Below are 19,381 nucleotides of genomic sequence, written 5' to 3'. Positions count from 1 at the left end.
GCGTGTTCACACGCGCCGACGCACGGCCTCGTACAGCACGATCCCCGCGGCCACACCGGCGTTGAGCGACTCCGCGCCACCCGGCATCGGAATCCGCACCCGGAAGTCGCATGTCTCGCCGACCAGGCGGGACAGGCCCTTGCCCTCGCTGCCGACGACGATGACCACGGGGCCCTCAAGGGCCTCCAGCTCACCGATCTCGTGCTCGCCGTCGGCGGCGAGGCCGACGACCACGATGCCCGCCTTCTTGTACGACTCCAGGGCGCGGGTGAGGTTGGTGGCGCGGGCGACGGGGGTGCGGGCCGCCGTACCGGCCGACGTCTTCCAGGCACCGGCGGTCATGCCGGCCGCGCGGCGCTCGGGCACGACGACGCCGTGGCCGCCGAAGGCCGCGACGGAGCGGACGACGGCGCCGAGGTTGCGCGGGTCGGTCACGCCGTCGAGGGCGACGATCAGCGGGTCCTCGCCGTCGTCGTGGGCGGCGCTCGCCAGGTCCTCGGGGTGGGCGTACTCGTACGGCGGGACCTGGAGGACGAGCCCCTGGTGGTTGAGGCCGTTGGTCATGCGGTCGAGCTCGGGGCGGGGGGCCTCCATGAGGTTGATGCCGCCGCGTTCGGAGGCGAGCTGGAGGGCCTCGCGGACGCGCTCGTCGTTGTCGATGAACTGCTGCACGTAGAGGGTGGACGCGGGCACGCCCTCGCGCAGCGCCTCGACCACCGGGTTACGGCCGACGACCATCTCGGACGTGCCCCTGCCGCCGCGGCCGCGTGGCGCGGGACGGCGTACGGCCTGCTTCGCCTTGGCGTTGGCGATGCGGTTCTTCTTGTGGCCCTTGCGCATCTCGGCGGGCGGGGTCGGGCCCTTGCCCTCCAGGCCCTTGCGCCGCTGGCCGCCACTGCCGACCTGCGCGCCCTTCTTGCCGGACATGCGGCGGTTGTTGGCTGCCATGACCTACCCGTCTGCTCTCTGAAGAAGTGAAGCGTGTGTTCGTACGTCTATGAAGTGTGCCGCCCGGAGGACCGAGCGGCACAATCGATCTTCTGTTCAGCGGCCGGGGCTCAGCGCGGGCCGAGGCTCCAGCGCGGGCCCTGGGGGCTGTCCTCGATGGCCAGGCCGGACTGGTTGAGCTGGTCGCGGATGGCGTCCGCGGTGGCCCAGTCCTTGCGGGCGCGGGCGGCCTCGCGCTGGTCGAGGACCAGGCGTACGAGGCTGTCGACGACGCCGTGCAGATCCTCGCCGCGGTCGGCCTCGCCGGCCCAGTGCGGATGGAGGGGGTCGAGCCCGAGGATGCCGAGCATCGCGCGCACCTCGGCGAGGCGGGCGACAGCGGCTTCCTTGTCGTCGGCGGCGAGGGCGGAGTTGCCCTGCCGGACCGTCGTGTGCACGATCGCGAGGGCCTGGGGCACGCCCAGGTCGTCGTCCATCGCCTCGGCGAAGGCGGGCGGCACCTCGGCGGAGGGCTCGACGACGCCGGCCTTCTCCACGACGCGCTGCACGAACCCCTCGATGCGCGCGAACGCCGACTCGGCCTCGCGCAGCGACTCCTCGCTGTACTCGATCATCGAGCGGTAGTGCGGGGTGCCGAGGTAGTAGCGCAGCACGATGGGCCGCCACGTCTTGACCATCTCGCTCACGAGCACGCTGTTGCCGAGCGACTTCGACATCTTGTCGCCGGCCATGGTCACCCAGGCGTTGTGCACCCAGTACTGCGCGAAGTCGTCGCCGTAGGCCTTGGCCTGGGCGATCTCGTTCTCGTGGTGCGGGAAGATCAGGTCGAGGCCGCCGCCGTGGACGTCGAAGGCGGTGCCGAGGTACTTGTGCGCCATGGCCGAGCACTCCAGGTGCCAGCCGGGACGCCCGCGGCCCCACGGGGTGGCCCAGGTCGGCTCGCCGGGCTTGGCGGACTTCCACATGGCGAAGTCGCGCGGGTCCCGCTTGCCGGTCTCGCCGACGCCCGCGGGCTGCTGCAGGTTGTCGAGCTCCTGGCGCGAGAGCTCCAGGTAGCCCGGGAAGGAGCGCACGTCGAAGTAGACGTTGCCGTCGGCCTCGTACGCGTGACCGCGCTCGATCAGGCCCTGCATCATCTCGACCATTTCGGTCACATGGCCGGTGGCCCGCGGCTCGTACGTCGGCGGGAGGCAGCCGAGCGCGGTGTAGCCGTCGTTGAACGCGCGCTCGTTCTCGTAGCCGATCGACCACCACGGGCGGCCCTGCTCGGCCGCCTTGGCGATGATCTTGTCGTCGATGTCCGTGACGTTCCTGATGAAGGTCACGTCATAGCCGCGGTACTCGAACCAGCGGCGCATGATGTCGAAGTTGAGGCCCGAGCGGATGTGCCCGATGTGCGGTGCGGACTGCACGGTGGCGCCACACAGGTAGATCGAGACACAACCCGGCTTGAGCGGGGTGAAATCACGGATCTGCCGGGCGCTGGTGTCGTACAGCCGAATAGTCACCACTCCAGGGTAGTGGGCGGAAGGGAGTGCCTTGCGCCCCTTCCGCTCAAGGGGGACGGTTTCGTGACGTTCACCCTCGGTCGACCCGCACCACCAGCGCCGTTGCGACCGCCATCAGGCCCTCCTCGCGGCCCGGGAAGCCGAGCCCGTCGGTCGTCGCACCCGACACCGACACCGGCGCTCCGGCCGCCTCGGACAGCAGCTTCTGGGCCTCGTCGCGGCGCTTGCCGATCTTCGGGCGGGGGCCCACGACCTGTACGGCGATGTTGCCGATGTGGAAGCCCGCCTCGCGGACGATGCGGGCGGCCTCCGTGAGGAGGGTGACGCCGGATGCGCCCGACCATTCGGGGCGGCCGGTGCCGAAGTGCTGACCCAGGTCACCGAGGCCGGCGGCGGAGAAGAGCGCGTTGCACGCGGCGTGTGCGACGACGTCCGCGTCCGAGTGGCCGGCCAGACCCGGGCCCTCGCCCTCCCACTTCAGGCCCGCGCACCACAGCTCGCGGCCCTCCTCGAAGGCGTGGATGTCGGTGCCGATGCCGACCTGGGGCAGCGGCGAAAACGGCTCAGAAGCCATCGTTCAGCCTCCTGCGGGCCAGGACCGCCTCCGCCAGGACCAGGTCCAGCGGGCGCGTGACCTTGAAGGCCTCCTCGTGGCCGGGTACGACCACGACCTGCAGGCCCAGCTGCTCGATCATGCTCGCGTCGTCCGTGACGTCGTCGGTCACCGTCTCGTGGGCACGGATCAGCGTGGCCCGGTCGAATCCCTGCGGAGTCTGTACGGCACGGAGGCGGGCCCGCTCCGGGGTGGCCACCACCGGCTCCGGCTCGCCCGCCTCGCCCGCCGGCTCGACCTCCTTCACCGTGTCGGCGAGGGGCAGCGCGGGCACCACGGCCGGCGCTCCCTCCCGTACCGCCTCGATCACTGCGTCCACCGTGTCCACCGGGACGAGCGGCCGTGCGGCGTCGTGGACCAGCACGATGTCGTAGTCGGGCGGCAGTGCGTCGAGGCCGAGCTTCACGGACTCCTGGCGCGAGTCGCCGCCGGGGACGACGAGGAAGTCGGTCCGCTCGGGCAGTGCGTGCGCGTCGAGAAGCGACTTCACCTCGGGCGCGCCGTCGGGCGGCGCCACGACCACGACCAGGGAGACGGAGCGGGACGCGGCCATCGCGCGCACCGCGTGGATCAGCATGGGAGTGCCGCCCAGCGCACGGAGCGCCTTGGGGGCGCCCGGACCGAGGCGTACGCCCCGGCCTGCGGCCGGGATCACGGCGGCCGTTCGGGCACTTGTACGGTCTCCGACGGGCGAAGGGCGCGAATCGTCAGACATCGGTTCCTGTCAGGTTTGTGTGCTCGGCCTTGGTGGGTATGGCCTGGGGAGTGCCGGGCGCGACGCCTTGACCGGACCCTTCCGTGACATCGGTCGAGCCAGCTGCCCGGGCCCGGCACGCCAAGTATCGGGTGCCTGCCCCGAAGAAGACGTACTCAAGACGTGCGTACGGCGTCCGAGTACGGACATGCCGCAGCGCCCGGCGACAGTGGAGCTGTCATCGGGCACCGCGGCATTTCGATGTACTGAGTGCTGAAGCGGGCTTTCGCCTGCGTCAGGTTCAGGACGCGAGAACCTCGTCGAGCAGGGCCTCGGCCTTGTCCTCGTTCGTGTTCTCCGCGAGGGCGAGCTCGCTCACCAGGATCTGGCGGGCCTTGGCGAGCATGCGCTTCTCACCGGCGGACAGTCCGCGCTCACGCTCACGACGCCACAGGTCACGCACCACTTCCGCAACCTTGATGACATCGCCGGAGGCGAGCTTCTCCAGATTTGCCTTGTAACGACGCGACCAGTTCGTGGGCTCCTCGGCGTACGGAGCGCGCAGCACCTCGAAGACCCGGTCCAGCCCGTCCTGACCGACCACATCACGCACGCCGACGAACTCCGCATTGTCCGCTGGCACACGTACCGTCAGGTCACCCTGGGCGACCTTCAGCACCAAGTAGGTCTTGTCCACGCCTTTGATCTGGCGAGTTTCGATGGCCTCGATCAGCGCGGCCCCGTGATGGGGATAGACCACGGTGTCGCCAACCTTGAACGTCATGTGACAGGTACCCCTTCCGTGGCTATCCAGGGTAACACGGAAACCGCGCGTTCTGAATGGCGTTTTCGCAGGTCAGGGCATATCTCGGGGCTTGACAACAGCAACAGGAACGTGCTGCGCGGGCCGAGCGGAAGAAGGTATTCGCAGGTCGGAGCGGCTCTCCGGGGGAGGTGAAACGCGTACGTTACACACATCCGGAGCCCTCTACGAGTGGACGAACGTCCGCATATGTCTGGTTCCAGATGTGCGACTTCCGCTACTCCGTTCGGTGCCGGGAGTCGCTTCCTCGTCGATTCCGGAATTGATCACAGACACCCGCCCGCGTGGTCGGTTGTTCCTCGGTTGTTCCACCGGATGATCAATTCCGGGGCGGTCGCGCATTCCTTCACGGAAATTTTGCGCGACGCCGCTCAGGTATGGCGGAGGGACTTATGTGAATGCCGGACGAGCCCCCCTCCGCTACCCCCTGCCGAGGGAAGCGGAGCGCTTGGGGAGGGTCGGGTGCGGTCCCTCGGGAACGGCTCGGTAACCTAAGGCCGCTGACAGACACTTAGGGCGGCTTTATCGGTCGCCACGCTCGAGTCAAGGAGTTGCCGCCGCCGTGAGCAGCAGCCTTCGACGCGGCGCTCTCGCCGCCGCCGCCATCGCGTTCTCGATCACCTCGCTCGCCGCGTGCGGTGCGGGCGGCGACGCCCAGACGCTGGAGGTCGAGCCGGACAACGCGGCGACCAAGGTCGGCGACATCAAGGTGCAGAACGCCCTGGTCATCACCCAGCCGAAGATCGAGGCGGCCGGCCCGGCCGTGATCTCGGCGACCCTCTTCAACAACGGTGACACCGCGCAGACCGTGGACTCGATCACCCTCCCGAACGTCAACGCGACCGCCGAGGTCAAGCCGGCCAAGGGCAGCGGCAAGATCGTCGTCCCGGCGCACGGCTCCGTGGTGATCGGCGGCAAGGGCAACGCCAGCGCCGTGCTGGCCAACGGACGCGAGGCGGTCCAGGACGGCAGCGTCCGCAAGGTCACCTTCACCTTCAGCAAGACCGGCGACGTGAGCCTGCGGGCCTTCGTGGTCCCGGCCGACAGCTACTTCAAGAAGTGGGGTCCGACCAACATCCCGACGGTCACCCCCTCCACCAGCCCCAAGCCCACCGAGAGCGCGACGGGCTCCCCGACCCCGACGAACTCGGCGTCCACGTCGACCTCGGCCACCCCGACCGACGCGGCCTCCGCGAGCGCGACGGCTCAGTGAGCAGCCGTACGGCGTCCGCGTCGTCGTAGACGAAAAGGGTGGGACCTCTTCGGGAGGTCCCGCCCTTCTGCGTAGGTGGGCGCGGTTTACGGCTCGAACTTGTAGCCGAGGCCGCGGACCGTGACCAGGTACCTGGGCGCGCCCGGGTCCGGCTCGATCTTGGCGCGCAGGCGCTTGACGTGGACGTCGAGGGTCTTGGTGTCGCCCACGTAGTCGGCGCCCCAGACACGGTCGATGAGCTGCATGCGGGTCAGCACGCGGCCGGCGTTGCGCAGCAGCATCTCGAGCAGGTCGAACTCCTTGAGGGGCAGGTCGACCTTGGAGCCGGAGACCGTGACCACATGGCGGTCCACGTCCATGCGGACCGGACCGGCCTCCAGCGCGGCCGGGGTGACCTCCTCGGGCTCGCCGCGGCGGCGCAGGACGGCGCGGATGCGGGCGACCAGCTCGCGCGAGGAGAACGGCTTGGTGACATAGTCATCGGCTCCTATTTCCAGGCCGACGACCTTGTCGATCTCGCTGTCCTTGGCGGTCACCATGATGACGGGGACATTGGAGCGGCCGCGCAGCTGGCGGCACACCTCGGTGCCCGGCAGGCCGGGCAGCATCAGGTCGAGGAGGACGAGGTCGGCGCCGTTGCGCTCGAACTCGTCGAGTCCGTCGGGCCCGGTGGTCGCGACGGCGACCTCGAAGCCCTCTTTGCGGAGCATGTATGACAGGGCGTCGGAGAAGGACTCCTCGTCCTCGACGACGAGCACACGGGTCACGGAAGGACCTCCGGGGCGGGAAGCGGTTCGTACGGGGATGACTGGGGGGTGGTTCGGCCGGCCTCGTCGTCGAGATCGTCCGGGTCGGGGTGTTGGTGCGCGCGGTCGCGGGCAGCCCCCGCCTCCGGCAGCCTCAGGGTGAACGTGGAGCCCTGACCCTCGGAGCTCCACACCGTGACCTCCCCGCCGTGCGAGGCGGCCACGTGCTTGACGATCGCCAGCCCCAGGCCCGTACCGCCGGTGGCACGGGAGCGAGCGGGGTCGACGCGGTAGAAGCGCTCGAAGATGCGCTCCTTGTCCTTGTCGGAGATGCCGATGCCCTGGTCGGTCACGGCGACCTCGATCAGGTCTCCGCCGGGCACGGTCACCCGGCGGGCGGCTATGCCCACACGAGTGCGGGCCGGACTGTAGTTGACGGCGTTCTCCACAAGGTTGCCCAGAGCGGCGGCCAGCTGACCGCGGTTGCCCCAGACGTGCAGGTCGGCGGTGCCGCCGGCGGCCATGGTGATCTGCTTGGTGCCGGCCTGGTGGCGGCAGCGGTCGATGGCCTCGGCGACGAGCTCGTCCACGCGGACGGGCTCGGCGTCCTCGAGGGGGTCGTCGTTCTGCACCCTCGAGAGGTCGATGAGCTCCTGCACCAGGTTGGTGAGCCGGGTGGCCTCGATCTGCATACGGCCGGCGAAGCGCTCCACCGCCTCCGGGTCGTCGGAGGCGTCCATGACGGCCTCGGACAGGAGGGAGAGCGCGCCGACGGGCGTCTTCAGCTCATGGCTCACGTTCGCGACGAAGTCGCGTCGCACCGCTTCGATGCGGCGGGCCTCGGTGAGGTCCTCGACCAGCAGGAGCACCAGCCGGGAGCCGAGCGGGGCCACGCGCGCGGAGACGGCGAGAGCCTCGCCCCGCCCGGTCCCCCGCCGCGGCAGGTCCAGCTCCACCTGGCGTATCTCCCCGTCCCGCCGGGTGTCCCTGGCCATCTTCAGCATCGGCTCGACGGAGAGCCGGCCGCCGCGGACCAGGCCGAGGGCGTACGCCGCCGAGCTGGCCTTGACGACCGCGTCGGCCTCGTCCAGGACGACGGCCGAGGAGCGGAGCACGGAGAGGACGGTGTCCACGCCCGGCGGAAGCACCGGGTCCGTGTGCAGGGAGGTGCGGGTCGGGCGCTTCTGCTCCCGCTCGCTCCAGCGGAACGCCAGCATGGCGATCACGCCGGTGAGCACCCCGGCGATCGCTGCCGCTGCGGCGACCGCCGCGTTCACGTCCATGCAAACAGGTTAGGCATGGGGTACGACATCCCCACAGCCGTCGAGGTGCGACCTCGAACACTCGTCGCCCAGAGTTCACCTAGGAGCTAGGGATGGTTCATTTGGGGTGACGGAAACCGACGCGTACAAGCCGGATCGTGGGAGCGTGGGGTCACAGGGCCGGTTTTTCGCGGCTGGTTTCCGACCCCCGGAAGCCTTGAGGCATACGTAAGAGAGGGACCCCTGATGCGGGACGCGTACCACGAGGAACTGGATTCGATCGGCGACGGTCTGGTGGAGATGGCCCGGCTGGTCGGGTCGGCGATCGGACGCGCCACGACCGCCATCCTCGACTCCGACCTGAAGCTGGCCGAAAACGTCATCGAGGCCGACAAGAAGGTCGACGACCTCCAGCACGACCTGGAGGCCCGGGCCATAGCGCTGCTGGCCCGGCAGCAGCCGGTGGCCACGGACCTCCGTATCGTCGTCACCTCGCTCCGTATGTCGGCCGACCTGGAGCGTTCGGGCGACCTGGCCCAGCACGTGGCGAAGCTCGCCCGCCTCCGCTTCCCCGAGCGCGCGATCCCGGTCGACCTGCACGCGACGATCCTGGAGATGGGCCAGCTGGCGCAGCGTCTGATGGCGAAGGCGGCCGAGGTGATCGTCACCAAGGACGTCGACCTGGCGCTGCAGCTGGAGCAGGACGACGACGAGATGGACCTCCTGCACCGCACGCTCTTCCAGCACCTGCTGGACGACCGCTGGCAGCACGGCATCGAGACGGCGGTGGACGTCACCCTCCTCGGCCGCTACTACGAGCGGTTCGCCGACCACGCGGTGTCGGTGGCCAAGCGCGTCGTGTTCCTGGTGACGGGTGAGCACGCGGACGAGCTGCAGGCCGACATCCAGCCGGAGATCCAGCCGGTGGCGGGGGTCGAGGGGGCGTAAACCGGAGGGGCAGGGCGTGCGGGCGCCACAGTGCGCCGTTGATGCGCCCAGCGGAACGGGCATCCAATGGGCACAGGCACCAGCCTCTAGGCCTCCAGGAGGACCCATGGCCGAAGCCCCCACCACGCCGGACCCGACGCAGGAGCGCGAGACGGACCAGCCCGCCGAGATCAGGAGCCTCCCGCTCTTCGGAGCGTGCGGCTGCGGCTCGGGCTGCGGCTGCGGGTGCCAGTCGGGCAATCCCTGCCAGTGCGGCTGAGTGCGCAGGCCGCTCTTCTTGTACGACGGTGACTCTTCTCGTACGCCGACGAAGGGCCTCGGTGACCACGTGCACCGGGGCCCTTCGTCATGCGCTCGCACAGGCGGCCGTGCGGGCGCAGCATGGAAGAGGAGAGGAATGGGGGGCGTAGCCGAAGACCGGAAGAAAAGGAGGCGCGGTGTCATGGCCAAGTTCATGGACGTACACCACGGGATGAAGGGCATCACTGCGGAGCAGCTGCGGCAGGCCCACAATGCCGACCTCGCCATAGAGAAGGACGAGGCCGTCCACTTCGAGAAGGCCTGGGCGGACCCCGAGTCCGGCACGGTCTACTGCCTCTCCGAGGCGCCCTCGGCCGAAGCGGTCCAGCGGATCCACGAGCGGGCGGGCCACAAGGCGGACGAGATCGTCCCGGTACCGCTGACGGTCTGACGACATCAGTGCGCGGCGCGGCGGCGCGCCCGGAGGCGGATCACGAGGTGCGTGCCGAGGACGACGGGGACGAGGACGTCGACGATCCGGACGGTGCGGAGGAAGATGTCGGCCGGTGAGGTGGCGGTGTCCCAACCGTGCGGCAGGCCGATGAGTACGGCGGAGGTCAGCAGGGACAGAAGACAGGACCAGACAACAGCAGTCCCCAGATGAACAACCCACTCCGGTGCGCGAAGCCTCCCGACCCACCGAAGCGCGAGCGCCCGCGCGGGCACGACCCCGCCGCCGCTCACCAGACACGCCAGGAACACGACGGCCACGACCCCGCCCCCGTACCCGGCCACCGCCCACACGACGCCGAGCACGACACCGGCGAGCGCGAGCCCCACCCACCAGGCCGCAGTGAGCTGCCGCTCCATGATTCCCCGCCCCCTCAGAACTGATCGCGCCACGATGCCATGGCCGGGGGTGGAGTGGAACCTGCCCGCGACAGGTGAACGCGAGTTGCGAAATCCACCGATGAGTTCCGCAGGCTGGGCCGGTCTACTCCGGCGTACGCCATCGAACCTCGGACTGGAGACCCACGATGACCACTCCCGCACACGCCGGCCGCATGCTGTTCGTGAACATCCCCGTGGCGGACCTCGAGCGCAGCAAGGCGTTCTTCGCGCGGCTCGGGTTCGGCTACAACCCGATGTTCACCGGCGAGACCGCCGCCTGCATGCTCGTCGGCGAGCAAGCCTCCGTCATGCTGCTCAGCCGCGAGACGTTCGCGCAGTACTCGAAGCTGCCGATGGCCGATCCCACCACGCACGCGCTGGCGCTGTACTGCTTCAGCGTGTCATCCCGCGATGAGGTCGACACGGTCGCCGAGGCCGCGCTCGCCGCGGGCGGCTCCGAGGCGGATGGCCCCGAGGACCACGGCTTCATGTACTCACGCAGCTTCTTCGACCTCGACGGCCACGGCTGGCAGGTCATGTGGATGGATCCGTCGAGCACGGCGGACAGCTCGACTGCCTCCACGGCGGCGAAGGCGTGACCTTGCTCGGACCACCGGTCAACGGCAGGACCGACCTCGCCGGAGAACTCAGGCCCCAAGATCACACGGGCTGAGGTCCCAGAGAGGTCCCTGGGCACGAAAATGCCTCCCACTTGCACCGTAAGTGCAGGTGGGAGGCATGATCACGGAGCCTACTTCTTCTTGCCCTGGTTCTTGACCGCCTCGATCGCTGCCGCTGCCGCCTCGGGGTCGAGGTACTTGCCGCCCTTCGTCACCGGCTTGAAGTCGGCGTCGAGTTCGTAGTAGAGCGGGATGCCCGTCGGGATGTTCAGGCCGGCGATGTCCGCGTCCGAGATGCCGTCCAGGTGCTTGACCAGGGCGCGGAGGCTGTTGCCGTGGGCCGCCACCAGGACCGTGCGGCCCGCGAGGAGGTCCGGGACGATGCCGTCGTACCAGTACGGGAGCATGCGGACGACGACGTCCTTCAGGCACTCCGTGCGCGGGCGCAGCTCCGGGGGGATCGACGCGTAGCGCGGGTCGTCCGACTGGGAGAACTCCGTGCCGTCCTCGAGCGGCGGCGGGGGCGTGTCGTAGGAGCGGCGCCACAGCATGAACTGCTCCTCGCCGAACTCCGCGAGGGTCTGCGCCTTGTCCTTGCCCTGAAGGGCGCCGTAGTGGCGCTCGTTAAGCCGCCAGCTGCGGTGGACCGGGATCCAGTGGCGGTCCGCCGACTCCAGCGCGAGCTGGGCGGTGCGGATCGCGCGCTTCTGGAGCGAGGTGTGGACCACGTCGGGGAGGAGGTCGGCGTCCTTCAGGAGCTCGCCACCGCGGACTGCCTCCTTCTCGCCCTTCTCGTTCAGGTTGACGTCCACCCAGCCGGTGAACAGGTTCTTCGCGTTCCACTCGCTCTCGCCGTGGCGGAGGAGGATCAGCTTGTACGGTGCGTCGGCCATGCCTCAGAGCGTAATCCACGTGTTCGGACCCCAGGAGGCCCGCCCAGCAGGCGGACAGTCGGCGGTCGGTTGACGGGATCCGTTAATTGAGTGGCCATGGACAGGGCAACCTTCGTAAGTTGTGATCACTGCCTGAGCCGCTTACAGCCGCGCCAGTTCCCTGGTCGGCCATCCGTGGGGGATTTCTATGTCAGTCGCCAGTCTGAGACGTGCTGCCCGCGAGACCGTCTCCGGGCTTCCCCGTGAGTTCTGGTGGCTGTGGACCAGCACCCTCGTCAATCGGCTCGGGGCCTTCGTCGCCACCTTCATGGCGCTGTATCTGACGCTGGATCGCGGCTACTCCGCTTCGTACGCGGGTCTCGTCGCGTCTCTGCACGGGCTGGGCGGCGTCGTCTCCTCCGTGGGCGCCGGTGTGATGACCGACCGGCTCGGGCGGCGACCGACGCTGCTCGTCGCGCAGGCCTCCACCGCCGCCTCCGTCGCACTGCTCGGCTTCGTGCACGACCCCGTCGCCATCGCCGGGGTCGCCTTCCTCGTCGGTATGGCGTCCAACGCCTCCCGGCCCGCCGTCCAGGCGATGATGGCCGACATCGTGCGGCCCGAGGACCGGGTGCGGGCCTTCTCGCTCAACTACTGGGCGATCAACCTCGGTTTCGCCGTCTCCTCCATGGCGGCCGGTTTCATCGCCGAGTTCAGCTATCTCGCCGGCTTCCTGATCGAGGCGGGCATGACGGCCGTATGCGCGGTGGTCGTGTTCCTGAAGCTGCCCGAGTCCCGGCCGGAACGCACCTCCGTCGAGAAGGCGGCGGACCAGGTCGGTCTGCGGACCGTCCTGCGCGACCGGCGCTACATGGGTGTGGTCGGGCTGTCCTTCCTCGTCGCCCTCGTCTTCCAGCAGGGGTCGGTCGGTCTGCCCGTCGCGATGGGCGAGGCCGGGTTCACGCCCGCCGACTACGGCATGGCGATCGCCGTCAACGGTGTCCTGATCGTCGCGCTGCAGATCCCGGTCACCCGGTTCATCGAGACCCGGGACCCGCGACGGCTGCTCGTGGCCTCGTCTTTGCTGGCCGGGTACGGCTTCGGGCTCACCGCCTTCGCCGGGTCGGTCGGCGTCTTCGCGCTCACCGTGTGCGTGTGGACCCTCGCCGAGATCGTCAACGCGCCCACCCAGACCAGCCTCGTCGTACGCCTCTCCCCCGTCCACGGCCGCGGCCGCTACCAGGGCATGTACACCCTGTCCTGGTCCCTCGCCGCGCTCGTCGCGCCGCTGATGTCCGGCCTCGTCATCGACCGGCTCGGTGCGGAGTGGCTGTGGGGGCTGTGCGCGGTCGTCGGTACGGCGGCCGGGCTCGGGTACGCGGTGCTGATGCGGCGGCTGCCGGCGGGGGAGCCGGCCGCCACCGAGCCGCCCGCCACCGCGAGGCCCGAGGTCAGCGCGGCCTGAAACGGCGACAAGCCCCCTGCCCGCACTTCTCCGGCGGTAGGGGGCTTGTCGCGTTGCCGCGCTCGTCGATCAGAGGCTGGCGTTCACGCCGACCTGGTGGGGAAGCGCGCCGAGGGTGCCCGCGGCGGTGCCCAGGACCTGCCCCTGGAGCGAGCCGAACTGGGCCAGGAGGTCCGAGCTGCTGAGCGTCGTGTCGCCCGCGGTGACGGCGATCTGCGGGCTCAGGCCGCCGGAGACGGTGTCGAGCTCGGCGTCGGAGATCTCGGCGGTCTGAACCTGGGGAGCGGAGTTCATGAGGAAACTGCCCTTCACATGGGTGTGCACATGGGGGAGCGGCCCGCGGGGGGACAGAAAGCGGGGCGCGGTGCGCAGGATCAAACCACGGAGCGTGCCCGGCATCCAGTGCAAAGCCGCTCGTGACGGGGCAGTTGAACGACCACGCGACCGAACGGTGTGCGCGCCCACACCAATTGGGGCCAGCTTCTCTACAGCAGGCGGGTCACAGCCGGCCGACAGGTATTGCCCCGGCTGCCGCGAACAGGACAACTCCGCACCAACGGAACCCGCCCGCACCAAGGTTGCGCAATCACTGTGCAGATTCCGTCACGGATGCATCCGGGCGCCCTTCAGCACCTTGTCCACCGCGTTCCTGGGCCCGTACACCGCCAGCCCCACGACGTCCAGCTCCTCCGTCCGCACGGCCCGCACCGCCGCCCGGTTGTCCCGGTCGTTGCCGGTCGCGAAGAGGTCGGAGGTGAAGACCGCCCGCGGAAGCGCCCGGGACAGCACGCGTGCGTGCGCCGCCTTCAGCGTCTCCTTGGTGCCCTCGAAGACCAGCACCGGCTGGCGGAACATCGGCAGGTAGCCCACGCCGTCGGCGTCCTCGTACGGCTCCCCGATCACCTCGGGGATCTCCGCGCCGAGCCCGCTGACCAGGAACGCGGTGACATTCAGCCGCTGCCAGGGCTCCAGGTCCTCCCGCAGCAGGACGGCGATCTTGGTGTCGAAACGGACGGGTTCAGTACTCGCGCTGCTCATGCATCGAGACTGCCGGGCGTCGTACGACGTCGTCTTGTACGTTCTTTGCATGGCCCCGCAGCGTTCTCGGCCGGAAGTGTCGGCCTGGCGGCCCCGCATCCCCGGTGTCGTGGAGGTCTTCCACGCGCATTTCACCGAGTACGCCTACCCGATGCACGTCCACGAGGCGTGGACGCTGCTCATCGTGGACGACGGCGCCGTACGGTACGACCTCGACCGGCACGAGCACGGCACCCCGCACGACACGGTGTCCCTGCTCCCGCCGCACGTCCCGCACAACGGCTCCCCCGCCACCCCGCACGGCTTCCGCAAGCGCGTCCTGTATCTGGACGGCACACATCTGCCCGACGGTCTCATCGGGGCCGCCGTCGATCAGCCGGACCTCCAGGATCCCGTCCTGCGGCTGCGGGTCGGTCAGCTGCACACCACGCTCGCGCATGCCGGGGACGAGCTGGAGGCCGAGAGCAGGCTGACGTTCATCGGGGAGCGGCTGCGCGCCCATCTGCGGCCGAGCCTCACCTCCGGGGTCGCCCGGTCCGATCCCGCCCTCGCCCGCCGGTTGCGCGAACTCCTCGACGAGCACGTCGTCGACGGCCTCACCCTCGACCAGGCCGCGGCGCTGGTGCACGCCCATCCCGCCCATCTGGTCCGGGCGTTCAGCACCGCGTACGGCATCGCACCGCACCAGTACCTCAACTCCCGCCGCGTCGACCGTGCCCGCCGGCTGCTCCTCGACGGCCGGCCGCCGGGCGAGGTCGCCTCGGCCACCGGGTTCTTCGACCAGTCCCATCTCACCCGGCATTTCCGGAAGTTGGTGGGGGTCACGCCGGGGCGGTATGCGAAGAGCGTGTGACAAGGACGGCCGCGCGGCGGCCGTGACCGTATCGTCCGGATCATGGACTGGTACGAGTGGCACGACACGTACGACAGAGCGGACTCCCCGCTCGTTCAGCGGCTGGCGACCGTCCAGGGCCGGATTCGTGACGCCCTCGACCGCGCGCCCGCGGGCCCGCTCACCGCGGTGAGTGTCTGTGCCGGACAGGGACACGACCTGATCGGCGCGCTCACCGGGCACCCGCGGCGGCACGACGTGCGGGCGCGGTTGGTGGAACTGGACGAGCGGAACGTCGCGGCGGCCCGGCGCGCGGCCGAGGCCGCCGGGCTCCCGGGCGTCGAGGTCGTCGTCGGAGACGCCGCATCGACCGACCACTACCCGGACCTGGCGCCCGCCGACCTCGTGCTGCTCTGCGGTGTCCTCGGCAACATCACCGACGCCGACGTCGAACGCGTCCTCGACCACTGCACGCAGCTGTGCCGGACGGGCGGCACAGTGGTGTGGACCCGCAACCGCAAGGCCCCCGACCTCGTCCCACAGGTCTGCGCCTGGCTGGAGGAGCGCGGGTTCGAGCGGCAGTGGGTGTCCGATCCCGGATTCGTCCAGGCCGTCGGCGCCCACCGGTACACCGGAAAGCCCCGCCGACTCCCGCTCGGTGAGCGCATGTTCGACTTCATCGGCTACGACACCCTGCGCCGCTCCTGAGTCACAGCTCCCGTTGCGCCTCGTACAGGTTCCGCGGCCGTACGGCGCCCGTCGTGCCGTAGAGCTCCAGGCGTGTGTGCAGGTCCCCGGTGAAGTCGGGGACGTCGATCTGGTCGAAGTCGGTGACGGTGTTGAGGCCGACCGTCGCGGAGTACGGGGCGAGGCCGTCGAGCTTCATCAGGCCCGCCCTGCCGTTGGTCACCCGGACGTTCCAGTGCGTGAAGCGGGCGCCGAAGAGCGGGCCGGCGTTCGCGTCGCCGCCGTGGCGGCCGTTGTTGTTGACCGTGATGTCGGTGCGGACGTTGGCGAAGGGCAGGCCGCGGTGGCTGTCGAAGGTGCCCATCTGCATCTCGCCGCGTGACCAGACGTTGTGGGAGGAGAGCCCTTCGACGTTGATGCCGTGGAGTTGGGTGTCGGCGGGGGCCGGGACCGTGCGCTGCTCGATCGTGAAGTCCTCGATCAGGTTGTCGTGCGAGCCCTCGCGACAGAAGTAGGGGTGGTGTTCGCCCCGGCCGCCGACCCGGGTGCGGCGCAGGGTGCAGGAGGACGCGGCGACCAGGCCGAAGCCGTTGTCGACGTTGCGGACCGTCACGTCGTCCGCCCAGCAGTCGTAGGTGCATTGGAGTACGACGCCGTTGTATCCCTTGTCGAGGAGGTGCGGGGACTGGGGGGTCTCCATCACTTCCAGGGTGAGGCCTTCCACGCCCGCGCCCGTCAACTCCCTTACGTGTGTGGTGAATTGGGGGTTCCACTCGGGGCGCAGGTCCAGTGGGAGCGGGCGTTCCAGGGTGACTCTGCGGCCGCGGACGTGTGCGATGCGGACGGGCCATTCGTAGGGGACGTAGCTGAGCAGCTTGGTCTTGTCGGTCCAGTAGTACGACGCCGGGCCCGGGCCGCCGCCGCACATGTGCTGGAGGAGGGTGTGGGACGGGTCGTCCGCGACGCGGAGGAGGACCAGGCGGCCGGGGGTCAGGTGGGTTGCGTCGGCGACCGTCACCGTCCATGAGCCCTGTCGGGCCGGTTCGACGGCTGTCAGGGGCTCCCATTCGTCCCGCTTGTTGCCCGTCCAGCCCTCGAAGGGCCACGTCTGCGCCTTGATGGCTGCGACGAGTGAGTCCCAACGGGCCTTCGGTGCCAGCCAGATGAGGCCTCCCGCCCAGGACCAGGCCGACTTCGTGCCGCCGTAGCGGGAGCCGTACACGCCGATCAGTTCGGTGAGGCTCTTCGTCGCGTACAGCGTCGTACGGCCGCTGCCGGCGCCGCGCAGCACCACGCCGTCGTGGCCGATGTGGATCAGGCCGTCGATGCGGAAGGTGCCGGGCGGGATGGTGACCGTGCCGCCGCCGGCCCTTCCGGCGGCGGCGACGGCACGGTTGATCGCGGGGGCGCAGTCGGTCGTGCCGTCCGGTACGGCGCCGTAGTCCCGTACGTCGGCCACTGCGGGGCGGCGGGGGAAGTGCGCCGCCCCGCGTCTGCAGCCGGCCCGGCCGACGTACGGGATCTGGGGGTGGGTGAAGGGGGTACGGGTGAACTCCCGCCAGAGGGACGGGACTTCGGCGGACGCCGCCCGTGCGGTGCCGGTCGCCGTGCCGAGTGCGACGGCCGTGGCTCCGGCGAGCAGGGTGCGTCTGGTGAGGCCGTGGTGCGCGTTGCTCATGTACGTGCGTCCTTCCATGTGGCTTTCATGGATGTGAACGACGTTCAGATCTGCGTCGGGCGTGAGCATGCCATGGGAACCCCGATGCGGGAAGGGTGCGCGCAGGGGTTGGTCAGGGGTGAGTTTGGGCTGTGGTGCGGTTCAGCTTGTGGGGCGCTGGATCAGGTGTGTGAACGCGTCCAGGTTTCGTGTGGATTCGCCGCGGGACACGCGCCACGCGTACTCCTTGCGGATCGCGGACGCGAAGCCCAGCTCCAGGAGCGTGTTGAAGCTGCCGTCCGCCGCCTCCAGGACCTGGCCGAGGATGCGGTCGATCTCGTCGGGGGTCACGGCGGACAGGGGGAGTTTGCCGGTGACGTAGATGTCGCCGAGCTGGTCGACCGCGTAACTCACGCCGTACAGCTTGAGGTTGCGTTCCAGGAGCCAGCGGTGGACGCCGGGTTCGTTCTCGTCGGGGTGGCGGATGACGAAGGCGTTCAGGGAGAGGGAGTGGCGGCCCAGGAGGAGGGAGACCGTTGTCGACAGCTTGCGGGTGCCAGGGAGTTTCACCACGTAGTTGCCGGCTGCGGGGCTCTCCCACTCGAGCTCGGCGTCCTTCAGGACGTCCTCGACGACTTTGGCCGCCTGTGCTGTCTTGTCTCCATCAGCCATGGTGGGAGCGTACGCGACGGCGGTACGACTGCATCGCGGCCGTGTACACGTCCGCCGTGGCGGCGGCCGCGGTGTCCCAGCCGAAGGACTGCGCATGGTGGGCGGCCGCTGCGCCCATGCGGGACGGGAGCGTGTTGTCGTCGGCGAAATCGCTGAGTACGCGCGCGTAGTCGGCCGGGTTGTGGCCTCGCACGAGGAAACCTGTGTGACCGTCGCGCACGGCCACGGGGAGGCCGCCCACCGATGCCGCGAGTACGGGGGTGCCGGCTGCTTGTGCCTCTATGGCGACCAGGCCGAAGGACTCGCTGTAGGAGGGCATGACGAGGAGGGAGGCGGCTCGGAACCAGTCCGCCAGTTGGTTCTGGTCGACCGGTGGGCGGAAGCGGACCACGTCTGCGATGCCCAGGCGCGCCGCCAGTTTTTGGAGGCCTTCCGGTTTTGCGAGGCCGCTGCCGCTGGGGCCGCCGACGATCGGGACGACGATGCGGGAGCGGAGTTCGGGGCGGGTGTCCAGGAGGACGGCCACCGCGCGCAGGAGGATGTCCGGGGCCTTCAGGGGCTGGATGCGGCCGGCGAAGAGCGGGACGAGGGCGTCCTGCGGGAGGTCCAGGCGGGCGCGGGCTGCTGCGCGGCCGTCTGCCGGGCGGAAGCGGTCGAGGTTTACGCCGGGGTGGACGACTGCGACCTTGCCGGGGTCGGCGCTGTAGTGCCGTACGAGTTCGTCGGCCTCTTCGGATGTGTTGGCGATGAGGCGGTCTGCTGCTGCGACGATCTGGGTCTCGCCGATGACTCGGGCGGCGGGTTCGGGGGTGTCGCCGTCGGCGAGGTTGGCGTTCTTGACCTTGGCCATGGTGTGCATGGCGTGCACCAGGGGGGCGCCCCAGCGTTGGGCTGCCAGCCAGCCGACGTGGCCGGAGAGCCAGTAGTGGGAGTGGACCAGGTCGTAGTAGCCGGGGCGGTGGCCGGCCCAGGCCTGCATCACGCCGTGGGTGAAGGCGCAGAGCTGGGCGGGGAGGTCCTCCTTGGCGAGGCCCTCGTAGGGGCCTGCGTCCACGTGGCGGACCAGGACGCCGGGGGCCAGTTCCACGGTCGGTGGGAGCGCTGCGGTGGTTGCGCGCGTGAAGATCTCGACCTCGATGTTGATCGCGGCGAGGCGCTGCGCCAGCTCCACGATGTAGACGTTCATGCCGCCTGCGTCGCCGGTGCCGGGCTGGTGGAGCGGGGAGGTGTGTACGGAGAGCATGGCTACGCGGCGGGGGCGGCGGTGGAGCCTGAGCCTGGTGGGTGCCGTCTGGGAGCGACGCCCGAGCCTGCTTACGTACTGGCTCACGTGGCGTTCCTCCTTGTGCGGGCATGCCTTGGTGGAGGGTGTGGGGCGGCCTCCAAGGGGGTGCAACACCGGAGGGTGGGGTTCCCATTCCGGGGATGGGGAATTTTGCCTGGGTATTACCGTTGGTCGCTCAACTGTTCGGAGTATGGGTGCGTTGCGTATGCCTGCGGCGCATGGGCGGATTCGGTGGGGGTGCGCGTAGCGCCTGCCGGGGCGTTGGGGGTCGGGGCCGCGCCGGGGGGGTGTCCGTCCTCGGTCGGGCGGTTGGTGTTTTGTGGGGCTGTGCTCGGTGATGGACGCCCGCCGCTGCGGGCGGACACCC

At 69.8% G+C, this 19,381-nt stretch carries 22 protein-coding genes; 8 read left to right on the top strand and 14 right to left on the bottom strand.

Translation table 11 applies throughout. The annotated features are described in order from the left end of the window. Positions 1–6 precede the first annotated feature (6 nt). The 5 genes from rlmB to ABZ880_RS41470 all read right to left on the bottom strand — a co-directional run bounded on the left by rlmB (position 7) and on the right by ABZ880_RS41470 (position 4,547). Complete coding sequence (rlmB, locus tag ABZ880_RS41490; protein WP_361274599.1) at positions 7–948, bottom strand: 23S rRNA (guanosine(2251)-2'-O)-methyltransferase RlmB; 942 nt, start codon at positions 946–948, stop codon at positions 7–9. A gap of 110 nt (positions 949–1,058) precedes the next feature. Next, on the bottom strand, positions 1,059–2,456 hold the full coding sequence (gene cysS / locus ABZ880_RS41485; protein ID WP_361274598.1) for a cysteine--tRNA ligase: 1,398 nt from the start codon (positions 2,454–2,456) through the stop codon (positions 1,059–1,061). A gap of 70 nt (positions 2,457–2,526) precedes the next feature. After that, entirely contained in the window at positions 2,527–3,030 is a 504-nt protein-coding gene (ispF, locus tag ABZ880_RS41480) for a 2-C-methyl-D-erythritol 2,4-cyclodiphosphate synthase (RefSeq protein WP_361274596.1), read from the bottom strand. Beyond that, on the bottom strand, positions 3,020–3,784 hold the full coding sequence (gene ispD, locus ABZ880_RS41475; RefSeq protein ID WP_361274594.1) for a 2-C-methyl-D-erythritol 4-phosphate cytidylyltransferase: 765 nt from the start codon (positions 3,782–3,784) through the stop codon (positions 3,020–3,022). The genes ispF and ispD overlap by 11 nt, the downstream gene beginning before the upstream one ends. A 280-nt stretch (positions 3,785–4,064) precedes the next feature. Further along, a complete protein-coding gene (locus tag ABZ880_RS41470; protein WP_003953493.1) occupies positions 4,065–4,547 on the bottom strand; it encodes a CarD family transcriptional regulator in 483 nt (160 codons plus the stop codon). A 601-nt stretch (positions 4,548–5,148) separates the two neighbouring features. Between ABZ880_RS41470 and ABZ880_RS41465 the strand changes: the two genes are divergently transcribed. Further along, on the top strand, positions 5,149–5,799 hold the full coding sequence (locus tag ABZ880_RS41465; protein WP_361274591.1) for a DUF461 domain-containing protein: 651 nt from the start codon (positions 5,149–5,151) through the stop codon (positions 5,797–5,799). An 86-nt stretch (positions 5,800–5,885) separates the two neighbouring features. On the opposite strand, the gene ABZ880_RS41460 is transcribed toward ABZ880_RS41465, so the two are convergent. Continuing rightward, positions 5,886–6,566, bottom strand: a complete 681-nt coding sequence (locus ABZ880_RS41460; RefSeq protein ID WP_015659563.1) for a response regulator transcription factor — start codon at positions 6,564–6,566, stop codon at positions 5,886–5,888. After that, positions 6,563–7,828, bottom strand: a complete 1,266-nt coding sequence (locus ABZ880_RS41455; RefSeq protein WP_361274589.1) for an ATP-binding protein — start codon at positions 7,826–7,828, stop codon at positions 6,563–6,565. Before ABZ880_RS41455 ends, ABZ880_RS41460 begins: the two co-directional genes overlap by 4 nt. A 225-nt stretch (positions 7,829–8,053) precedes the next feature. Between ABZ880_RS41455 and phoU the strand changes: the two genes are divergently transcribed. The 3 genes from phoU (at position 8,054) to ABZ880_RS41440 (ending at position 9,446) form a co-directional block, all read left to right on the top strand. Then, the gene (gene phoU / locus ABZ880_RS41450) at positions 8,054–8,755 is read left to right on the top strand and encodes a phosphate signaling complex protein PhoU (RefSeq protein ID WP_361274587.1); all 702 of its coding nucleotides are present in this window, start codon (positions 8,054–8,056) and stop codon (positions 8,753–8,755) included. 106 nt (positions 8,756–8,861) lie between these two features. Beyond that, complete coding sequence (locus ABZ880_RS41445) at positions 8,862–9,014, top strand: hypothetical protein (protein ID WP_266682052.1); 153 nt, start codon at positions 8,862–8,864, stop codon at positions 9,012–9,014. A 183-nt stretch (positions 9,015–9,197) separates the two neighbouring features. Further along, entirely contained in the window at positions 9,198–9,446 is a 249-nt protein-coding gene (locus ABZ880_RS41440) for an SCO4226 family nickel-binding protein (RefSeq protein ID WP_361274584.1), read from the top strand. 5 nt (positions 9,447–9,451) lie between these two features. On the opposite strand, the gene ABZ880_RS41435 is transcribed toward ABZ880_RS41440, so the two are convergent. Beyond that, on the bottom strand, positions 9,452–9,865 hold the full coding sequence (locus ABZ880_RS41435) for a hypothetical protein (protein ID WP_361274581.1): 414 nt from the start codon (positions 9,863–9,865) through the stop codon (positions 9,452–9,454). 167 nt (positions 9,866–10,032) lie between these two features. Here ABZ880_RS41435 and ABZ880_RS41430 point away from each other — a divergent pair, with 167 nt between their 5' ends. After that, positions 10,033–10,485, top strand: a complete 453-nt coding sequence (locus tag ABZ880_RS41430) for a VOC family protein (RefSeq protein ID WP_361274578.1) — start codon at positions 10,033–10,035, stop codon at positions 10,483–10,485. A gap of 152 nt (positions 10,486–10,637) precedes the next feature. On the opposite strand, the gene ABZ880_RS41425 is transcribed toward ABZ880_RS41430, so the two are convergent. Beyond that, on the bottom strand, positions 10,638–11,399 hold the full coding sequence (locus ABZ880_RS41425; protein ID WP_361274576.1) for a phosphoglyceromutase: 762 nt from the start codon (positions 11,397–11,399) through the stop codon (positions 10,638–10,640). A 187-nt stretch (positions 11,400–11,586) separates the two neighbouring features. Here ABZ880_RS41425 and ABZ880_RS41420 point away from each other — a divergent pair, with 187 nt between their 5' ends. Then, entirely contained in the window at positions 11,587–12,843 is a 1,257-nt protein-coding gene (locus ABZ880_RS41420) for an MFS transporter (protein ID WP_361274573.1), read from the top strand. Positions 12,844–12,912: 69 nt separating this feature from the next. Here ABZ880_RS41420 and ABZ880_RS41415 read toward each other — a convergent pair whose 3' ends face one another. Then, complete coding sequence (locus tag ABZ880_RS41415) at positions 12,913–13,137, bottom strand: hypothetical protein (RefSeq protein ID WP_361274695.1); 225 nt, start codon at positions 13,135–13,137, stop codon at positions 12,913–12,915. 309 nt (positions 13,138–13,446) lie between these two features. Then, entirely contained in the window at positions 13,447–13,881 is a 435-nt protein-coding gene (locus ABZ880_RS41410; RefSeq protein WP_361274571.1) for a DUF2000 domain-containing protein, read from the bottom strand. 49 nt (positions 13,882–13,930) lie between these two features. On the opposite strand from ABZ880_RS41410, the gene ABZ880_RS41405 reads away from it, so the two are divergent. Together ABZ880_RS41405 and ABZ880_RS41400 are read left to right on the top strand one after the other, a co-directional pair. Next, a complete protein-coding gene (locus tag ABZ880_RS41405) occupies positions 13,931–14,734 on the top strand; it encodes an AraC family transcriptional regulator (protein ID WP_361274569.1) in 804 nt (267 codons plus the stop codon). A gap of 42 nt (positions 14,735–14,776) precedes the next feature. Further along, positions 14,777–15,421, top strand: a complete 645-nt coding sequence (locus ABZ880_RS41400; protein ID WP_361274566.1) for a class I SAM-dependent methyltransferase — start codon at positions 14,777–14,779, stop codon at positions 15,419–15,421. 1 nt (position 15,422) lies between these two features. On the opposite strand, the gene ABZ880_RS41395 is transcribed toward ABZ880_RS41400, so the two are convergent. The 3 genes from ABZ880_RS41395 to mshA form a co-directional block, all read right to left on the bottom strand. Further along, on the bottom strand, positions 15,423–17,078 hold the full coding sequence (locus ABZ880_RS41395; RefSeq protein ID WP_361274564.1) for a glycosyl hydrolase family 28-related protein: 1,656 nt from the start codon (positions 17,076–17,078) through the stop codon (positions 15,423–15,425). A gap of 141 nt (positions 17,079–17,219) precedes the next feature. Next, a complete protein-coding gene (locus tag ABZ880_RS41390; RefSeq protein WP_361274562.1) occupies positions 17,220–17,729 on the bottom strand; it encodes a YbjN domain-containing protein in 510 nt (169 codons plus the stop codon). After that, positions 17,722–19,059 carry a D-inositol-3-phosphate glycosyltransferase gene (mshA, locus tag ABZ880_RS41385; protein ID WP_361274559.1) on the bottom strand — a complete coding sequence of 446 codons (1,338 nt, stop codon included), beginning with the start codon at positions 19,057–19,059 and terminating at the stop codon, positions 17,722–17,724. Before mshA ends, ABZ880_RS41390 begins: the two co-directional genes overlap by 8 nt. Between the last annotated feature and the right edge of the window lie 322 nt (positions 19,060–19,381).

The organism is Streptomyces sp. NPDC047043 (assembly GCF_040644055.1).
Lineage (GTDB): Bacteria > Actinomycetota > Actinomycetes > Streptomycetales > Streptomycetaceae > Streptomyces.
This window is presented reverse-complemented; position numbering and strand designations above follow the sequence as displayed.

Excerpts from the sequence above, each read along its gene's own strand:
- ABZ880_RS41390 (WP_361274562.1), bottom strand. The coding sequence starts at position 17,729 with ATGGCTGATGGAGACAAGACAGCACAGGCGGCCAAAGTCGTCGAGGAC.
- ABZ880_RS41440 (WP_361274584.1), top strand. The coding sequence starts at position 9,198 with ATGGCCAAGTTCATGGACGTACACCACGGGATGAAGGGCATCACTGCG.
- ABZ880_RS41455 (WP_361274589.1), bottom strand. The coding sequence starts at position 7,828 with ATGGACGTGAACGCGGCGGTCGCCGCAGCGGCAGCGATCGCCGGGGTG.
- ABZ880_RS41415 (WP_361274695.1), bottom strand. The coding sequence starts at position 13,137 with ATGAACTCCGCTCCCCAGGTTCAGACCGCCGAGATCTCCGACGCCGAG.
- rlmB (WP_361274599.1), bottom strand. The coding sequence starts at position 948 with ATGGCAGCCAACAACCGCCGCATGTCCGGCAAGAAGGGCGCGCAGGTC.
- ABZ880_RS41430 (WP_361274578.1), top strand. The coding sequence starts at position 10,033 with ATGACCACTCCCGCACACGCCGGCCGCATGCTGTTCGTGAACATCCCC.
- ABZ880_RS41435 (WP_361274581.1), bottom strand. The coding sequence starts at position 9,865 with ATGGAGCGGCAGCTCACTGCGGCCTGGTGGGTGGGGCTCGCGCTCGCC.
- ABZ880_RS41410 (WP_361274571.1), bottom strand. The coding sequence starts at position 13,881 with ATGAGCAGCGCGAGTACTGAACCCGTCCGTTTCGACACCAAGATCGCC.
- ABZ880_RS41445 (WP_266682052.1), top strand. The coding sequence starts at position 8,862 with ATGGCCGAAGCCCCCACCACGCCGGACCCGACGCAGGAGCGCGAGACG.
- phoU (WP_361274587.1), top strand. The coding sequence starts at position 8,054 with ATGCGGGACGCGTACCACGAGGAACTGGATTCGATCGGCGACGGTCTG.
- ispD (WP_361274594.1), bottom strand. The coding sequence starts at position 3,784 with ATGTCTGACGATTCGCGCCCTTCGCCCGTCGGAGACCGTACAAGTGCC.
- ABZ880_RS41470 (WP_003953493.1), bottom strand. The coding sequence starts at position 4,547 with ATGACGTTCAAGGTTGGCGACACCGTGGTCTATCCCCATCACGGGGCC.
- ABZ880_RS41395 (WP_361274564.1), bottom strand. The coding sequence starts at position 17,078 with ATGAGCAACGCGCACCACGGCCTCACCAGACGCACCCTGCTCGCCGGA.
- ABZ880_RS41420 (WP_361274573.1), top strand. The coding sequence starts at position 11,587 with ATGTCAGTCGCCAGTCTGAGACGTGCTGCCCGCGAGACCGTCTCCGGG.
- ABZ880_RS41400 (WP_361274566.1), top strand. The coding sequence starts at position 14,777 with ATGGACTGGTACGAGTGGCACGACACGTACGACAGAGCGGACTCCCCG.
- ABZ880_RS41425 (WP_361274576.1), bottom strand. The coding sequence starts at position 11,399 with ATGGCCGACGCACCGTACAAGCTGATCCTCCTCCGCCACGGCGAGAGC.
- ABZ880_RS41405 (WP_361274569.1), top strand. The coding sequence starts at position 13,931 with ATGGCCCCGCAGCGTTCTCGGCCGGAAGTGTCGGCCTGGCGGCCCCGC.
- ispF (WP_361274596.1), bottom strand. The coding sequence starts at position 3,030 with ATGGCTTCTGAGCCGTTTTCGCCGCTGCCCCAGGTCGGCATCGGCACC.